Annotated in this window: 11 protein-coding genes; 1 reads left to right on the forward strand and 10 read right to left on the reverse strand. The window is 54.0% G+C overall.

What is annotated here, in order from left to right; genetic code table 11:
* Nucleotides 1–166: 166 nt before the first annotated feature.
* The 4 genes from NSS64_RS12365 to NSS64_RS12380 all read right to left on the reverse strand — a co-directional run bounded on the left by NSS64_RS12365 (nt 167) and on the right by NSS64_RS12380 (nt 6,725).
* Nucleotides 167–3,217, reverse strand: coding sequence for a CBM96 family carbohydrate-binding protein (locus NSS64_RS12365; protein WP_341140284.1), 3,051 nt, complete (start codon nt 3,215–3,217; stop codon nt 167–169).
* 85 nt (nt 3,218–3,302) lie between these two features.
* On the reverse strand, nt 3,303–4,871 hold the full coding sequence (locus NSS64_RS12370) for an extracellular solute-binding protein (RefSeq protein WP_341140285.1): 1,569 nt from the start codon (nt 4,869–4,871) through the stop codon (nt 3,303–3,305).
* 42 nt (nt 4,872–4,913) lie between these two features.
* A complete protein-coding gene (locus tag NSS64_RS12375) occupies nt 4,914–5,783 on the reverse strand; it encodes a carbohydrate ABC transporter permease (RefSeq protein WP_036726904.1) in 870 nt (289 codons plus the stop codon).
* A gap of 15 nt (nt 5,784–5,798) precedes the next feature.
* Nucleotides 5,799–6,725, reverse strand: coding sequence for an ABC transporter permease (locus NSS64_RS12380; RefSeq protein ID WP_051478139.1), 927 nt, complete (start codon nt 6,723–6,725; stop codon nt 5,799–5,801).
* A gap of 303 nt (nt 6,726–7,028) precedes the next feature.
* On the opposite strand from NSS64_RS12380, the gene NSS64_RS12385 reads away from it, so the two are divergent.
* Nucleotides 7,029–9,320 (forward strand): helix-turn-helix transcriptional regulator, encoded by a 2,292-nt coding sequence (locus tag NSS64_RS12385; protein WP_341140286.1) that lies wholly within the window; start codon nt 7,029–7,031, stop codon nt 9,318–9,320.
* A gap of 43 nt (nt 9,321–9,363) precedes the next feature.
* On the opposite strand, the gene NSS64_RS12390 is transcribed toward NSS64_RS12385, so the two are convergent.
* The 6 genes from NSS64_RS12390 to NSS64_RS12415 form a co-directional block, all read right to left on the reverse strand.
* A complete protein-coding gene (locus NSS64_RS12390) occupies nt 9,364–10,119 on the reverse strand; it encodes a MerR family transcriptional regulator (RefSeq protein WP_341140287.1) in 756 nt (251 codons plus the stop codon).
* A gap of 300 nt (nt 10,120–10,419) precedes the next feature.
* Nucleotides 10,420–11,304 carry a CPBP family glutamic-type intramembrane protease gene (locus NSS64_RS12395; RefSeq protein ID WP_341140288.1) on the reverse strand — a complete coding sequence of 295 codons (885 nt, stop codon included), beginning with the start codon at nt 11,302–11,304 and terminating at the stop codon, nt 10,420–10,422.
* A gap of 265 nt (nt 11,305–11,569) precedes the next feature.
* Nucleotides 11,570–12,814, reverse strand: coding sequence for an MFS transporter (locus tag NSS64_RS12400; RefSeq protein ID WP_341140289.1), 1,245 nt, complete (start codon nt 12,812–12,814; stop codon nt 11,570–11,572).
* 126 nt (nt 12,815–12,940) lie between these two features.
* The gene (locus NSS64_RS12405) at nt 12,941–14,434 is read right to left on the reverse strand and encodes an N-acetylmuramoyl-L-alanine amidase (protein WP_341140290.1); all 1,494 of its coding nucleotides are present in this window, start codon (nt 14,432–14,434) and stop codon (nt 12,941–12,943) included.
* Nucleotides 14,435–14,690: 256 nt separating this feature from the next.
* Nucleotides 14,691–15,680 carry an alpha/beta hydrolase gene (locus NSS64_RS12410; RefSeq protein ID WP_341140291.1) on the reverse strand — a complete coding sequence of 330 codons (990 nt, stop codon included), beginning with the start codon at nt 15,678–15,680 and terminating at the stop codon, nt 14,691–14,693.
* Between the two features lie 119 nt (nt 15,681–15,799).
* Nucleotides 15,800–17,062: a hypothetical protein gene (locus NSS64_RS12415; RefSeq protein WP_341140292.1), complete on the reverse strand. Its 1,263-nt coding sequence runs from the start codon at nt 17,060–17,062 to the stop codon at nt 15,800–15,802.
* Nucleotides 17,063–17,064: the final 2 nt, after the last annotated feature.

Raw genomic sequence — 17,064 nt, forward strand, 5'->3', positions numbered from 1 at the left:
CTACGTCATCCCTCCTTATTGGGGTGTGGCAGGGGCGGGGGCCGCCCCTGCTTGTTACGCTCATCCAGTTACACTCTTCTAATTACGATCTTCTCGTTACTCTCTTTCACTTAAACTCATCCCGTTCTACTCTTCCAGTCACGCTCTGTCTAGCGCATCCAATCGGTTACAACCCGCTACTCACCATCAAATATGGCTTGTTATCTGAATTCTCTGAACTAGCCAGCGATACCACGATACTGGAAGTATTGGGGTCACTCCACTGGAAGGTGGGCTGCAGTCCAGCGGCTGCGGCGGCACCAACGTAAGCTGTAATATCGATGCTGTACCACCCGGCCCCGGTGACCCGTACTGTTCCGAGATTCGTTCCGCCGGTGACGGGCCGGTTATTCCAGGTGATGCCGCTCTCGGTCCACTGCGCTCCGGCGTAGCCCTTTAGTGCAAGTGTAACCGGGGCAGCCGGGGCAGCGGTGACATACACGTTAAGGGTTACGGACTGCACCGCCGTTCCGGAGAGATTCAGTTCCGCCTTCATGAAGGCAATGCGATCTCCTCCTCCCTGTGCATTTGGAAGATCGGCAACCTCCAGCACAGGCTCCTGTCCGAAATTAGTGGAGGGCTGATGTTCATGGACATAGGCATCCGTGGTCACCGGGATCACCGGAGCTGCCGGAGCACTTCTCTCGATATTCAGCAGATAGAGATCTGCGGTTCCGTCTTCGTGGTACACCAGGACCGGCACATCCGCAGGCTCTGAACCGATCGTAACGGATGCGGCTGTTCCCGATGCCACTGGCATTCCATTTACAAGCACTGCATCCGAGGCCTTGGCGGAAACCGGTGTGACCTGCAGCGCCGTTACGTTGCTGCTGACAGTTAAGGTATAGGCCTTATCACCCAAAGCGAAAGGCTTGTCCCACTCTCCTGCCGACAGCGTTAATCCGCTAAGCCCGCCATGCGGCAGCAACGCCGTAGTGTGTGGCAGGTCATGGGCGCTGGCATAATAATATCCGGCAGCCTGAACTCTCCTCGGCTCGAATCCGGCTTGACGCCCCGACGGAATAGCCTCCGAAGTGAAGGCTGCCCGACCGTCCGCACCTGTTACTGCCGCCGCGTAACGGCCTGCTGAATAGGTGAACCGTCCTTCTATAGCCGCCCCTGCGAGTACCGCCCCTGTGGTATAGTCACGCACTTTCATGGAAGCTGCCGCAGCGGTTCCAGTATATGATAGCTGCATATCTGTCACGATCATCGGCTTCAGCGCTGTGCTACCGGTGACCGCAGACACTTCGCTGGAGAGCGGCCCGATATTACCCGCCAGATCGCGGGCGGCGATACGGTAATAATAAGTCGTCTCCGGGAGCAGTCCCTTGTCCTGATAATTCAGGCCCCGGGCGAGACCGGCAATATCCGCAGAGGTTGGCGTGAAGCCGGAGACCGTGCTGCGGTAGATAATGTAGCGGTCTACCTCTAAGTTGTCAGTAGCGATTCCGTAATTCAGCCTTATGCTCTGATAGTCGCTGGCAACGGCGGACGGAGTGCCCGCAGGTGCAGACGGTGCTTCTTGATCCTCCGGTGCTGTCCAGAAGACACCGCCTGGTCCCCAATAAGAAGGCAGCGCCCGGTAAGAATCATAGTGATGAACAGCGATTCCGCCGAAGGCGCTGCTCTGCCCGGAAGCGGCATAGACCTTGTCCAGTTCTGCTTCCATGTGGCTGCGGCCTTCCTCCTGGAAGGTGATCGTCTCCGGGTCGCCGCTGTTTGCAATATCCAGTGTCTCCACCCCGATGACTACGGAATTCGGCTTGCCGATCGCCTCGGCATAAGCCAGCTCTCCAGCTGCGCCGGCAATGATGCCCGCTGTGCCGTCTGCTGAATCCCGGTAATCCATGATCGAGATATAATCGGAGATATCCTGGATATGCTCGGACAGCCATTTCGTCGTGCCGTTCCACTGGATATTCGCCCCCTGCTCGGAGGAATCATACCATTTAGGGACAGCAGGGCCGAAGGGCAGCCGGATACCGGCTGTATCCCGTCGGTCAATCATTTTGCGCAGGCCATCCAGGTACTCCTTTTGCAAGAACTTGCTTGGGTCTTTGAAGTCCGGGGAGATATACGGCTCGATGTCCACATTGATTCCATCGAACTTCTCATCCGCATCCGCCGCAAGATTGTAGTTGATAATCTGCTCGATCTCCCGTACGGCATGACTATGGTAGCGCTCATAAGCACCCATATAAGCCGGGGAGGTTCCGCCCGCGACAAGGGCATGGACGTTTAAGTTCCGCTCATGCGCCCAGCGCATGAAGGAGCGCAGCTCATCCTCCTGCTCCTCCAGCGCCCGGTAGCCCGCGTAGTTGCCCACAGCCAGATACAGCGTCGTCACCGGCTCTGATCCGAAGGTTGCGGTGTCCGTAACGAAGGACTCCAGCACCTCCCGCGAGCCCGGATTCAGCAGCAGCTTATAGCTCTCCGGCTCCCAGATCCACATGGCCCGGTCCTGATCCGGCAGAGGAAGCGCCGGCTCATGCGTGCCCGCACCGACCTGCGCATAGACGGTCGGGCTGTACCCGTAGCGTCCGGGAGCATTCGTGGCCCGGGCCTCCAGGCTGATCGTGCGGTCACCGATGCCCGCCGTATTCCAGGCATATACATATTCCGTGCCGTTATAAGCGGCCTGCTGCCACGGTCCCCGGTTCACCCGGACCTGCACGGCCGAGACCGGCGTAATCGATTCTGCCTGAACGGTTACCGCCACCTGTCCGGTCACAGCAATCCCTTCGTCCGGGCCGGTAATCGTCACCACTGGCGCAACGCCTGTGGGGTTGTTCACCTCAAGGGTGACGGACGGACTCCACACCCCGTAGCGGGTGGAAGTATCCAGCCCGCGGGCCACCAGCTCCACCGAACCGTTGTAACGTGAGGTGTCGAGGGTGTAAGACCAGCTGCCGCTGTCATCCCCGTCCGGGTCATCCAGCAGCACCTCGAACTGGGCTGTCCCGTTCACATATAAACGGACATCATATAGTCCGGTATAGGTTCCGCTGACCTCCACCGGCCCGCCGGAGGAGACATATCCCCCGGGCGGTTCATCCAGTGTAATGGTGCCTGCGGCCCGGGCGGTGCCCGGAACTGCCATTATCACAATAATCAGACCGATCAAGGGCAATATCCATCCAAGCCGTTTACCAGAACCTTGCAGCCTTTGCTTCATAAGCGCCGCCTCCTTTAATGGTCAAGCGAATACCCTGATTGCCTAGCCTGTGCTTCAGCGGTTCTTCCCTGCGGTCAGTACCCGGTTACTTGCTGCCTAATTGAATATTCTGAACGCGGTCGTAAGCTTCCTTATATGTCGCCAGCAGCTTGTCTACTCCGAGATTGTTAATCTCCTCGACATACTTATCCCAGTCCGCCAGCTTACGGGAACCAGTCACGAACTTGGCGAAGCTCTCATCGCGGTGCTTCTTGATCGCCTGTCCGGTGATCGAGATGACTTCATTCTCCTTCTCGGTGAAGGCCGGACGCGGCTGCATGTTGGCCGGATCGTATTTGACAGCCTCTTCATAAGCGTGCTTCAGGTCATCCGAGAACAGGGACAGATGGGCGTTGAAGTCAATCCACGTATAGGTTCCGCTGGTCTGAAGTCCCGTCTGCTTCCGCATCTCAATCACATCGGTATATTCCGGCTTGAACTTAATCGTATCGCCTTCCTTCACATACGTCTCGCCTTCCACACCCCAGCTGCTGAGCGTCCGGCCGTCCTCCGAATAGAAGAAGTCCATGTACGCCATGATATCTTCGATATTCTTGGAGGTCGAAGCAACCGTCAGACCGCCCTCCATGTAATGGAAGTAAGGATTCAGCTGTTTGCCGCCCTCAAGCCCTGCGGGAGGAGCCAAGAACTGCATATTGAATTCAGGATTCTCCTTGCGCATCGCATTATTGAAGAAGTCCACACGGCTGATATAATCCACGGTTACAAAAGACTTGCCGGTAGACACCATGTCCTGCCACTGCTTGGTCTGCAGCGAGAGGAAGTCCGGCGGAATCAGCCCTTCATCGTAGAACTGCTTCCACATGCCGACCATTTCCTTGTAGCTGTCCTCTGTCGGCCCATAGCGCCATTCTTTTGTATCAAAATCGTAGTACGCCCCTTCGCCTGTTCCATAGTTGACCGTCATATTCGTGTTCATCTCATCGGGGATCTGGCCGTAACGGACCGACAGCGGGTAGCTGTCCGGGTATTTCGTCTTGAGCGTCTTCAGAGCCGTATGCAGCTCATCATAAGTCTTGGGGGCCTGAATGCCCTCCTTCTCAAAAACATCCTGGCGGTACATCCAGATCATCCGGTTCGTCTCTCCGAAGCCCTGGTTCGGGAACATATACATTTTGCCGTCAGCGGAGAGTACGGCCTTCGCCTCATCCGGGTATTGCTTCATCCAGGCGGTCAGATTCGGCAGCTTGTCCATGTATTCCATCAGGTCTACGAGTGCGCCTTGCTGGCCGAATTTGTTCGATTCCTTGCGGTTGGGCATATACATCAGATCCGGCAGCGCATTGGAAGCCACCGCCAGGTTCAACGCTTCAGCCAGCTTCCCGGAAGGTGTCTGCACCTCCAGAGTGACGCCGGTCTGATCCTTGATCCAGCCCCAGACCGGCCAGTCCTTGGAATATGGGAAGGTGGCATTGTTGTCCAGCAGGGCGGTGAAGGTGTGGGCCTGCTTCGCTCCCGAAGCGGCCGGAGAAGCTTCTCCTCCAGGTGCAGCCGTAGCCGCAGGCGAAGCGGAATTGTTATTGCCCCCGCTGCAGCCGCTCACCAGTATTGCCGCTGCCGCGAGGGGCAACATTACAGACTTCCATTTGTTCATTCTTCATCTCTCCCTTAAGTAGTAGTTATGGTTCAGACCGGTTCAGCCCTTCACTGCACCGATCATGGCGCCTTTGACAAAATACTTCTGAACAAACGGATATACCGTGAGGATCGGTAGCGTAGAGACCATAATCGTTGCATATTTGAGAGACTCTTCAACGACCTGGTTGTCTCCCCCGATCCCGGTCACATCCCCCGAGCTTGCGCTTCCCGCCAGCACCAGATTGCGGAGCAGCACCTGAAGCGGGAACAGATCCGGGGTGCGCAGATACAGCAGCGGATAGATGAAGTTATTCCACATGCCCACCGCGTAAAATAAAGCAATAGTGGCGAAGGAAGCCTTCGACAGCGGAATGATGATACGCATGAATATCCCGATATCATTCAACCCGTCAATGCGCCCGGATTCCTCCAGCTCCTTGGGAATGCCGGAGAAGAAGGTGCGCATCAGAATCAGATTCCAGGTGCTGACCGCGCCCGGCAGGACCATGCCCCATACAGTATCCACCATATTCAGGGAGCGGACCACGAGGAAGGTCGGGATCATCCCGCCGCTGAAGAACATCGTCACGACGATCAGCATTGTGAAGGTCTTACGCAGCGCCATATCCCGGCGGGAGAGCGCGTAAGCCCCGGTTGACGTAACCACCAGCGAGATCAGCGTGCCGAGCACGGTGTAGATCAGCGTGTTTTTATAGGCCGTCCAGATCTTCGGGTCTCCAAGCACCAGCTCGTACATCTTCACATTGAAGCCCTTGGGCCAGAACGAGACCGTGTTCTTGATGACATTGATATCGCTGCTCAGAGACACCGCCAGCATGTGCAGGAACGGATAGAGCGTAATCACCACAACGATCATTAGAAAGAACGTGCTGACAATATTAAACAAGGATATTCTCGGTGACCTCATCACCACACCTCTTCTCTACCATAGACTTGTCTCGCTGACCCGGCGGCTGATGTAATTGGCGCTATAGATGAAGATCAGGCTGATGATGCCCATGAACAGGTCGATCGAAGCGCCATAGCTGAAGTTCCCCTGCTCCATCCCGACCCGGTACACATACGTGCTGATGATGTCGGCCGTATCGTAGATCGCCGGGTTCTGCATGAGGAACACCTTCTCGAAGCCAATCTCCAGCACCTTGCCGATATTCAGAATCAGCGTGATGACAATCGCCGGTGAGATGCCGGGCAGTGTGACATGCCATATTTTGCGCATCCGGCTGGCCCCGTCCATGTCGGCTGCTTCATAGAGCTGGGGATCAATCGCCGTTAATGCCGCCAGATAGATGATGGTCTCCCAGCCGATATGCTGCCAGATCTCCGAGAGGACATAGATCCCCCGGAACATCCCCGGCTCATTCATGAAGTTAATCGGTCCGATTCCGAACGTGCCCAGCAGATTGTTAATCAGGCCGCCGGTCGGCGACAGGAACATAATGACCATGCTCGCCACAATGACATTCGAGATGAAATGCGGCAGATAGCTGACCGTCTGCACGAACTTTTTGAACGCGGCCTTACGGACTTCATTCAGCAGAATGGCCAGAATCACCGGGGCAGGGAAACCGAACACCAGCTTGTACAGACCCAGGAGCAGGGTGTTCTTCATCAGCGGCCAAAAGTCAGGATTCTCAAAAAACATCCGGTAATACTTCAGCCCCACCCAGTCGCTGGCCCAGATTCCTTTAAACAGATTATAATCCTTAAACGTAATGACGAGGCCGAACATCGGCGCATACCGGAAAATCAGATAATACAGCAGGCAAGGCAGGAACAGCAGCCATAGCGTTTTGTTATGGTTCCAGGTCCGCAGCAGACGCCCTTGACGCCGGTAAGGATCTTTCATTTCCTTTCGCAAGTTGTCTTGTACTACACTCGTTTGAGCCATAGGCATTCCCCTCTTGTTCTTAATGATGCAGCTCGCTGAATGTCAGCTAACTTCCCCTCTGCTTCCGGGGTTTGTCTCCGAATTATAGCGGCAAGTCTTTGGGAAGCGCTATCAGCATGTTATATATCTTTTCGCCTTATTTGCGTATTTCCCTAGAATAGCGTATAAATCAGCAAAAGTGCATATTGTGCGTGTCAGCTTTGGGCCGCTATGATAGGATAAAACGATAACCAAGCGGCTGCACCTGAAGGGGGAATACATATGAAGAGACCGCTTACCAGCCAATTTGCCCTTAGCGGCCTGTTCGTTAAGCTCATGCTCAGCTTCCTGAGCGTCATCCTGCTGCTGGCTTCATTCAATCTGTTCTCTCATCTATATCTTAGCGGGAAGGTCTATCAGGAGGTGGTCCGGCAGAACGAGCAGAGCCTGAAGCAGACGGTGGAAGGGTACGAGAATCACTTCCGGCTGACGCAGAATATGATTCTGGCGCTGACCCAGTCGGATACGTGGACAGCCAACCTGGGCATTCTCAGCCATCTGAAGGAGAACCGGCGGTATGATATTCTCAGTGAGGTCAAGTCGGATCTGATGACGCTGTACGGGAATCCTTTTCTGCATATTGAGAATTTCATTCTGTACTTCAAGGCGGAGGACTATGTTCTTGAGAAAGAGGGGCTGAGTACCGCGGCCGACATGTTCGGCAAATATTATTACAGCGGGGAGTATCCGGCGGACTTCTGGAGCGGCCAGACCATGGACAACCAGTATCTGAAGGTCCTCCCTGCTGCTTCTTTTACGGAAACAACAATGAGCTCCACGCGTGCGCTCGGGCGGCTGATGCCGGTCATGATCAAGGCGATTCCTTATGAAGAGGTCTACGGCATTGTGATGCTGAATCCGCAACGGCTGGAGCAGGCGTACGGGGATGCCGGGAAGAATCCCTTCTATATAATGGATGCGCAGGACCGGCTGCTCTTCTCCACCGCAGAGACGGAGCTGCCAGCGCTGGAATATGCCGTTACTACAAGCGCTCATGAGCGGATCGGGGACAACTATTATTTCTATCAAAAAGGGGCGCAGACCGGCTTCACCTACGTCCGGGTCACCGAGGTTGCCGCCATTGCGAGCGGGCTGCGCGGCATGCGGCTGCTGCTCGCGGTTCTGCTCGCTGCTGCGGTTCTGGTCAGCCTCCTGTTCTCACTCCTGTTCAGCTACCGGCTGAACCAGCCGCTCCAGCGCCTGATCGCCGCGTTCGACCGCAAATCGGGCGGCGCCCCCGGCAAGGTGAGCAGCGTCAAGGAGTTCGCCATTATCGGCGACCGCCTAAGCTCCATCCTGGAGAACAACCGGTTCATCCAGAACGATCTGGCGCACAAGAATTCGCTGGTCCGCCAGTATGCGTATACCCATAAGGTGAAAAATATTCCGCTGAACGCAAGTCTGAGCGAGCTGGAGGATGCGCTGCATTCCGAACGCCCTTATGCCTCCATCCTGTTCAAGCTCAGCTTCACCCGCTTCCCGGAGGAGCCGGAGAAGCATACGCTGGCCTTATGGCAGCTGATTCAGCGCCTGTTCACCGGGGAGGAATCCGAGAACGTCGCTTTGCAGCCGGAGCAGGATCTGCTCTTGCTGCTGCTCTTCGATCCCGGTCCGCAGAGCGGCATACTTCAGGTGCTGGGTACACTCCAGGAGCTGCTGGCAGAGGAGCGTTCCCTCTACCTCACGATAGCGGTCAGCCCGGTGTATTCGGGGGAAACCCCGTTTACCGATGCTTACCACAACCTGTCCGAGCTGCTGAAGGAACGCAGACTGAACGGGGAGACACAGATCATCGTGGAGCCGCGGGCCTCGTCGGCCAAAGCGTTTCATCTGAAGGTCACCCATGGGGAAGAGCTGCATAACCTGCTGCAGTCCGGCAGCGAAGAGGCGGTCTTCGGCTGGATAGACCGCCAACTGGAGCAACTGTCGAATAAGGATGCCGCTGCGGAGGATTTCCGGGCTTTTGCTGCGGGGGTGGCAGAACAGACAAGCAAGACCGTCATGAAGCTGAATCTGCCGGAGCTTGAAATGGGGCTGGTCGCGGCCCTGTCCGGTGAGCCGTTCGCCGCCTTCTATTCCACGCACCAGTATAGTGAATGGCTCCGGGAGCTGGTGACACCGGTGCTTGCAGCGATACGCAGCGGCTCGGAGACCCGGGACCCGGTCATCAGCTTCGTGCTGGAGTATCTGGAGAAGCATTACGGTGAGGATATCAATCTGAATATTGTAGCCGACAAGCTGAATCTGACCTCCGGCTATCTGTCGAGCATCTTCAAGGAGAAGACCGGCATTAACTTCAGCGAATATCTCAACACGCTGCGGATCGAACGGGCCAAGGAGCTGCTGATGAACATCGACCTGCGCATCCAGGATATCGCACTTCAGGTCGGCTACCAGAACGTGAACTCGTTCATCCGCATGTTCAAGCGTGCCTCCGGCCTGACCCCGGGTGAGTACCGCAAGCGGGCTGGCGGGGATAATCAGGAGCTGGGTTCGGTGGCGGGGGAGGAATGAAACAAGCGTGCCCCGGATGGTGGCACGCTTCATGGAACAACGATTAAGGGCGGGGATCTTCCTCACCCAGATAAATGCGGATAACCGCATCCATATATTGCATGACTTCGGTGGTCATCCCGTACACTCGCGTATTCTGGCCCTCCTGCGGAGTAATGTAGTCCCAATATTTCTGGATGAGCTGCTCATCTCCGCCAAACATTGTATCGGCGTATTCTATAATAGAGGACGCAAGCTGCTGCGCTGCCGGTGAATCGGGCGGCTCTGCCAGCAGTCCCTTAACCCGCCTGAGAATATCGGCCCACTCCATAGTCAGCGGATTGCTTACATCGTTGATCGGCAGCAGCTCGAGTTCCTCCGGTGAGAAATACTGCTGCCGTAGCGCTTTGCCTTGCGGAGGCTGTTCAAGCTCACGGATAAATTCAAGCATCTCGTCTATATTTACTTGTTCGCTTGCCCGCATGGCGTATAGGGTAGAATACAGCAAATGCTCTACCGCTTGCAATTTGTCCTGCTGCTGCTTCACGAAGGCCATCTGCTGCGTAAGGGCCCGACTCCATACGGCAACATCATTGTGAGCTACTTCACCCTTGTCGAGGATAATCTTGATCTCACTCAGTTTAAAATGCATGTGTTTCAGCACAGCGATCTTCTGCAGCCTTAAAATATCATTCTCACTATAAGATCGGTACTGGGTGCCGGTCTTCCTGTCCGGCTGGAGCAGGCCCAGCTTCTCGTAATAATGCAAGGTGCGGACAGAAACACCAGTAAGCTTGGACAATTGCCCTACAGTATACATCGGCTTCCCTCCAAAATAGGTATATTATTGGCTACATAAGAAGCACTTAAGAGCTAAACTTGAAGCTTTATCGTCACTGCGGTGAACATTTGGACTTCCGGCCGCTGTTAGGTTTGGATTTCCTGATTTATACCGCTGAATGCGGTAGAAATCCAAACCTAAAGGCGGTCGCTGACGCTCCTGCAGTTCCAAATTTTCCCTCCGCTTCTTTTGCTTTTTTGTTAATTTCTTGAATGCTTCTTATATAGAAGGTTTGGCACAGTAATTCATCCGGCCATGCCAATGCCGAATGATCGTTTATTACTGAGAGGCTGTCCGCCGGCGACGCCGGCGCCACAGGTTGAACAGTAACAGCAGTCCTGCGGTGCCGACAATCACAACTCCGAACTGGATGACAACCGGGCCTGTCCCTGCCTCCAGCTCATTGTACGTTAGTAAACTCTGATCTCTCTGCAGAATGACAAACCGCGCCATTGCCAGATACGCCAGGTGAAAGCCGATGGAAGCCCACAGCGATCCGGTCAAGCTGCGCCATAGCTGAAGCACCGTGCCGAAGCAGAGCAGCATAATCACATATTCTGCATTAATGCTATTTCCGCGGTCGAGTCCGCTCCAGGCTTGCAGCTGGTTTACAGTGACCGGCACCAGTACAAACAGCAGCACCTGAGCGCCATATGCAGCATAGGCAGGCAGCCGCAGCCGCAAGCCGCTGTATACGATTCCTCTCATCGACAATTCCTCCGGCATCGCCTCGTACAGAAAAGCGATACATGTACTGAAGGCTACTGCCAGCAACAGGTCCACGGAGAAATGCCAGGCAATAATGGTGGTCCAGCCCAGCGCCCCAGTAATCATAAAGCCTATTCCCCCCATCAGCAAGGCAGATGCGCCGCCGCCCAGCAAATGCAGGAATGCGGCCGGAGTCAATGGCAGCAGCTTGGCGGTCAGCCGGAACCGGCGCTGAATGAGATAAACGGCAGGTACAATGAGCAGCGCTGCGGTCATAGCCTGGACGACAGAAATGGTGTTATCCGCCCCGCCGGAGGCCCGCACAGCGTTCCCGGCAACCGTGGCGGTGAACAGCCCCAGCGTCATGGCCAACCATCCAAGCGCTGTAATCGCCAGCCATCTCCCGGATGATTCCCGGCCATCGTTGTGCTTTGCAGATGATGTTATTCTATCCATTGTGCATCCCTCCTGCTGCCATTGTAAACCCTCCAGTATACGTCAGGGTCAAGCCTGGGATTATCTTTGAGCATAGGGAAATCCAAATTCAGCTGTTTCCGCCGCTCCTCTAACCGTACATCACGCCCCTAGTCATGCCCATGCGGGGAGCTCTAACCTACTTGTCTGGTATAACGACAAAAAGCCGCTAACCAGCGGCTTTTAAGGGGATATGGTTTCAGTTAACGAGCAGAAGTATTCTATCTGCTTAGATCATATATTTATGTTATTGCACAGCCTGTGCCTGCTCCGGCGCTTTTTGATTCATGATGGGAAGCATCATTAAGGCGCCTAGGAGGAACAGTATGCCAGCCCCGCCATAAATGGTACTCAGGGAGAAGGCGCTTTTCAGTGCACCTGCGAACGACATAGACACCACCATCATCCCGACGAACATCGGATTCAACACCCCGTTGACCCGGCCGACAATGGAGCTATTAGACCATCTCAGAATCATCGTACTGATCCCGATATGAATACAAGGGAACATCAGCCCGTTCAGGAACTGGATGGTCAGCGTGAGCGGAATGCTTGTCGAGAACCCGACAATGGTCGTACATACGGCACCTGCCAGCATCCCCATGGCGAGCAGCAGCTGGGGCGGAACTTTTTTGGCGAAGGCGGCTACGAGCCCTCCCCCGATCAGCATGGCTGCACCGTTGACCATAAGCATGTATTGCAGGAACTCCTTGCTTCGGCCAAGCCGCTCTGTGACGATGAACAGATTCAGTGCCTGGGATACACCCACAGCAAGTCCGGCCAGTACAAACGCAAGTCCGAGCATCCGCAGCACCTGGCTCTGCCAGACATACCGGAAGCCTTCGGTGAAGTCCTTACGGAATTGCCCCTTCTCGGCAACTGTCCCGGCTTCCATATGATCCTCCGGCAGACGGATAAGCACGAGTGCCGACAGCAGAAAAGCTACGCCCATTACGGCAATGGAGATCTCAAGGCCGAAGGTGCTGTATACGAAAGTACCTAACATCGGTCCGAGAACCATGAAGATGGCCATCAGCGACTGGAAGAGTGCCATCCCTTGCTGCAGCTGCTCCTCCGGCACATGGAACTTAAATAACCGCATGCTCGAAGGCTGGGAGAACTGCGACAGAATGGCCGAGATGAACGCAACCAGATAGACGGATTCCCATGAACCGAAGTGAATGCTGAGCAGAACGGCGAATACCGATACCGCAGACAGGGAATCACACCAGATCATCGTCCGCTTCGGCCGCCACCGGTCCGCAAAGGTTCCTCCAATGAAGGAAAATACAAAGATAGGTGCAAATTCAGCTACACTGATCAGCGAAATGGCGTAGGGATCATTGTTGGTCCTCTCCGCAACATAGAGCAGAATAGCAAAATTACGCACCCAGATCCCGATCTGCAGCAGCACGCTGGATAACAGAATCGTCTGCAGAAAGCGATTACGGAACAAGCTAGGCGTATTCGCGCTTTGTTCATGCGGATTCAATCTTCTCAACCTCCTGTTTATTTACAAAATACGCTCAGCTTCTTAAGGCGGGGTTCTCCTCTCACTCTCTATATTATAAGGAGCGGACCGCGATCTTGAAAGCTATAAATGCAGGAGCAGACGGGGTCAAGCGACCCCGAAATATTCCTTCAGGCCCGCTACGATAGCAGCCGCTACCCGGTTCTGGAAATCGTCGGAGAACAGGATGGCTTCCTCGACGGCATTGGATAAGAAACCAACCTCCAGCAGCGTAGCTGGCATATTGGAATATTTCAAGACGATATATTTGTTGTATTTAACCTTGCGGTCCGGAAAGCCGGTGGTCCCTTGCAGGTGCTTATGCATGATACCGGCGAAGGCTTTACTCTCCTGACTGTAGTAGTAGGTTTCGGTTCCCCGGACATTGGGCATCCCCGTGGCAGAATTGCCATGGATGGAGACGAAGGCATCGGCCTGCAGCTCGTTGGCCATCTCTGCCCGTCGCTTGTTGGGCGGATAGGTATCGTCGCGGCGTGTCATCACCACATTGAACGCCGGTTCCTGCAGCAGCAGACGCTCTACCTTCAAGGCGACGCTAAGGTTAAAATCTTTCTCCAGCTTCTTCGTAATGCCGATCGTTCCCGGGTCCGCAGCCCCATGGCCGGCATCAATAACAACGGTTTTCTTCCCGTTGCCCGGCTGAACAGGCTCTACCGGAGGCAGCTCGGCTGTGGCAGAGCTCAGGTCGACGACCAGGAGCCGGGAGGCGGCATCCTCCTCGATGTAACTGGTATACTTCGTATCCGTAGAGAGCGCAATCACAATCCTTACGGTGGCGGCGTCCGCCCCCGAAAGTCCGTAATACAGCTTATTGACATTGGGAACGCCGGTAACAGTCTGCTCGCCCGATTGGGTGCGGCTATCCCATGACACCGTCTGTAAGAAATCTGCGGAAAAGGTCGTTCGGGGCAGCTCCACCACAATCTGCAGAGGTTCGTTTCCGGTATGTACAGACGGCTGGACATTGCCTGTAAAAGCAAGCATCAGGCGGTCATCGCTGAAGCTGAGACTATGGACGGTGGAAGCCGCCGCGGCTGGGACGGGCAGGGTCACCGGCTGTTCCGGGCCTTCAGGGCTGACCGGAGCGGGAGTGACAGCCGGCTCTGGAGCCGCCGGTGAAACCGGCTGCACCGGCGCAAGCGGAGCTGAAGTCAAGCCCACCACCTTGCGGCTGTTGTCCCAGCTCACCTGGACACCCATGGCTTCGCTGATGAATCTCAGCGGCACCAGCGTGGTTCCGTTACGGTTCCGGGGAGCGGTGGCCAGCGAATGGGAAGCCCCATCGATGAGGGCTTTCTTTTGGCCAATCGTCAGCACTATGCTGCCGGATTCCTTCGGGATGGTTACGGTTCCAACCTGTTGATTCCAGAGGACCCCCATTCCCATATTCTCCGCAATGATCCGCAAGGGAACCATCACACTGCCGTTAATCAATTCAACCTTGTCTTTCTTTTGCATAGGAATGGCTTGCCCGTCCAGTATGATGGTCGGACTTGTCTTCACGGCGGCACTGGCCTGCCCGCTGAGCGGGAAGCATAAGAATAGGACGGCGAACAGGAGGAACCAATTGCATTTTTTCATACGTGCATCTCATCCATTTCATCTAATTTGTAGAATTGCTGATTCTTAAATTAGACTCCAGTAATTGGAATAGGTTGCGAAATTGAGTATTTATAATTAGTTATATCAAGTGGAAACGGCTTTGCCGTCCTTTTAAAGGACGGTACCGTTTCAGCGAGAAATAGAAGGATAATTATAGCGCGAAGCATATAAATTCTTATCTTTCTACAAAAAAACGGCACCCCGAGGGGCGCCGCACTATATTATTCCATTCTCCCTACTTCGCTTGCTTCAATTGAACGGTCTTCATGTATTCCTTGAATTCCTCGGCGATTTCTTTATACTTCGTATGATGCAGGTAATGGGAGCCTACCATCGGGATCAATTTACCCTGTGCAGACTGCTTCGCCTGCTCCTCATGCAGCGGAATCCACTGCTTGTTCCGCTCGTTATTGGATTGCGCGAACAGCAAGACCGGCAAATCCTGCGGGTATGTCAGCTTTTCGGCATTTTTGAAATTGGAGCCAAGGTGGCTAAGCTCATTCATCAGCGTGGAGTTATTGCCGTGTACATTGGTGATCAGTTTCATCTGCTCTTTGGTATGCTCATCATAGTCAAGCGATTTAAACGAATCTCCGCCCAACTTCGTTAGCAACCGCATCACACCTGAATCCTTGGCAAACTTCATGGTCTTCAGCGGCAATTTCACATCCATACCTGGCTGATTGGGCACACTACTGTCAATCCCTACGAAGGCTTGCACCTCATCCGGATAAGCATTCACATAAGACACGGAGTAGAGTCCCGTAATGGAATGTCCCATCAGAATGTAACGCTTCAGCCCGAGCTGCTGCACAGCTTCATGAATTTCACTGATAATGTTCTCTGTCGTTCTTTCTTTATCTGTCCCATCGCTCAGGCCATAGCCGAAAGGCTCTATGGCTACGACTTTGTACGAAGGCGTCAATTGATCTATCAGCGGCTTGAAATCAAGCACAGGCGAAGCGGTTCCTTGCCCGGGCAAGAGAACTATGGTCTGTTCCCCGCTGCCTTGAATCAGCACATTCATCTTTTTGCCTTCTACATTAACGTACTGCCCGTACGATTCGATCTTCTTCTTCTCGATTCCGGTACTGATAACATTAACAATAAAGGTGATGCCTATGAACAGCACGAGCACACCGATAATGCCACCTAATATTTTCAACCATAATTTCCGTTTCTTGCGTCCCTTTTCAGGTTTATTTATTTCAGCGGTTCCTGCCATGTCCATCTTCTCCTGTTCTTCTATCTGTAGATTCGCCTTAGCGGTATAGGTAGAGTGTACCTGCTTAAGATGTCCTCTTCGTGACGGGAATATGAACGGAGTATGAACAGGGGGATACTTTATCGCGTAATACTCATATTCAATAAGCTGACATCATCCAACTGGTTAACGGGTCTCCCATTGGCTTTGACCAGCGCAGGTATACCTTTGTAGAGAATATGGCCGTCAGTTATGTCAGCTACCGCTGTAATTGGCATGCTGTTGTTGCTGATAACACCGCTCCCGGTTTGCAGCAGCAGATACACCCGGCCGTTCGCCGCCTGGGCTTGACTGATTTTCCCCTTGCCGAGTTGGCTCGCATTTATAGTCACTTGGGGGTGATCCGTCTTGGTTGACAGGTCATAGCGGTTGAGTGTCACCGCCTCCTCTGCTATGTGAAGTGTAGTGAGCGTATCTCCCTCCAGGATATAATGGGTCCAAGGCCCTGGCGCTCGTTCTTCTTCCCTCTTGGCAGCTAGCGGCAATTCATTCACTTCTCCAGAAGCATATTGGTATTCAAAAAGTCTTTTAGAGAACACAACAGGAAAAGTGTCGGTTGCCGCTGGTGTACCATCAGTCCAGATCTTGCCGATCTCTTTCACCAGAAATAGCACTCTGCTGTTGGCTGCTGTCTGCTTTGCTTCAGTGATGATCCGTATCTCCAGCCCGCGATCCTTTCCGGAGGGTGTGCCTAAGGGCAGTTTGACACTGCGGATCGGTGAACCCGTCTGAGCATTATACACGTTATCGATTATCTCATGATCTTGGTTCACCTTGTTAACGTTAGTAAGTACATGAATTTCTGACCCAGCCTTCTGTACGTCTTCCACGCTGGCGTATTGTGCGGAATAGGGTTGCTCATCCGTATAATGGACTTGCTTTCGCGTGGCCAGATCCAGCACATCGATGTTCCAGCGAATCTTGCCCTCCTGTTTCAAGTTAGTTGAACCGATAGAAGCCGACTTGGCAAAAATGAGTGTGTCTTGATCCCGGTAATAGCCGCTCGTCCCCTTCTTCCCCCTCATAAATTCTGAATACTCCTCATACAGCGCATTGAACTCGGAATAAGCCTGCGCCTCTGAAGGTCCTTTGTTTGTCATCCATTGATTCTTGAATGTTTGCTCAATTCTCTTGCTGCCCGATGCGGACACTTCAATGGCATAAGAGCCTTTCCCGCCCACATAGCTCCTAATCAGATTCACAGGGGCAGCTTCGGCCGAATCCCCCTCCAGTGTCTGCAACTGATATTCCGGCAGGCGCAACTCTGCCCCATAAGCATAATAAGTTCCAAGCGAAGCCACTATTAACAGAACAAGCGCGCCCGTAATCGTGTAACGTTTCACTA

This window comes from Paenibacillus sp. FSL H8-0122 (assembly GCF_038005345.1).
In the GTDB taxonomy this organism is placed as follows: domain Bacteria; phylum Bacillota; class Bacilli; order Paenibacillales; family Paenibacillaceae; genus Paenibacillus_AQ.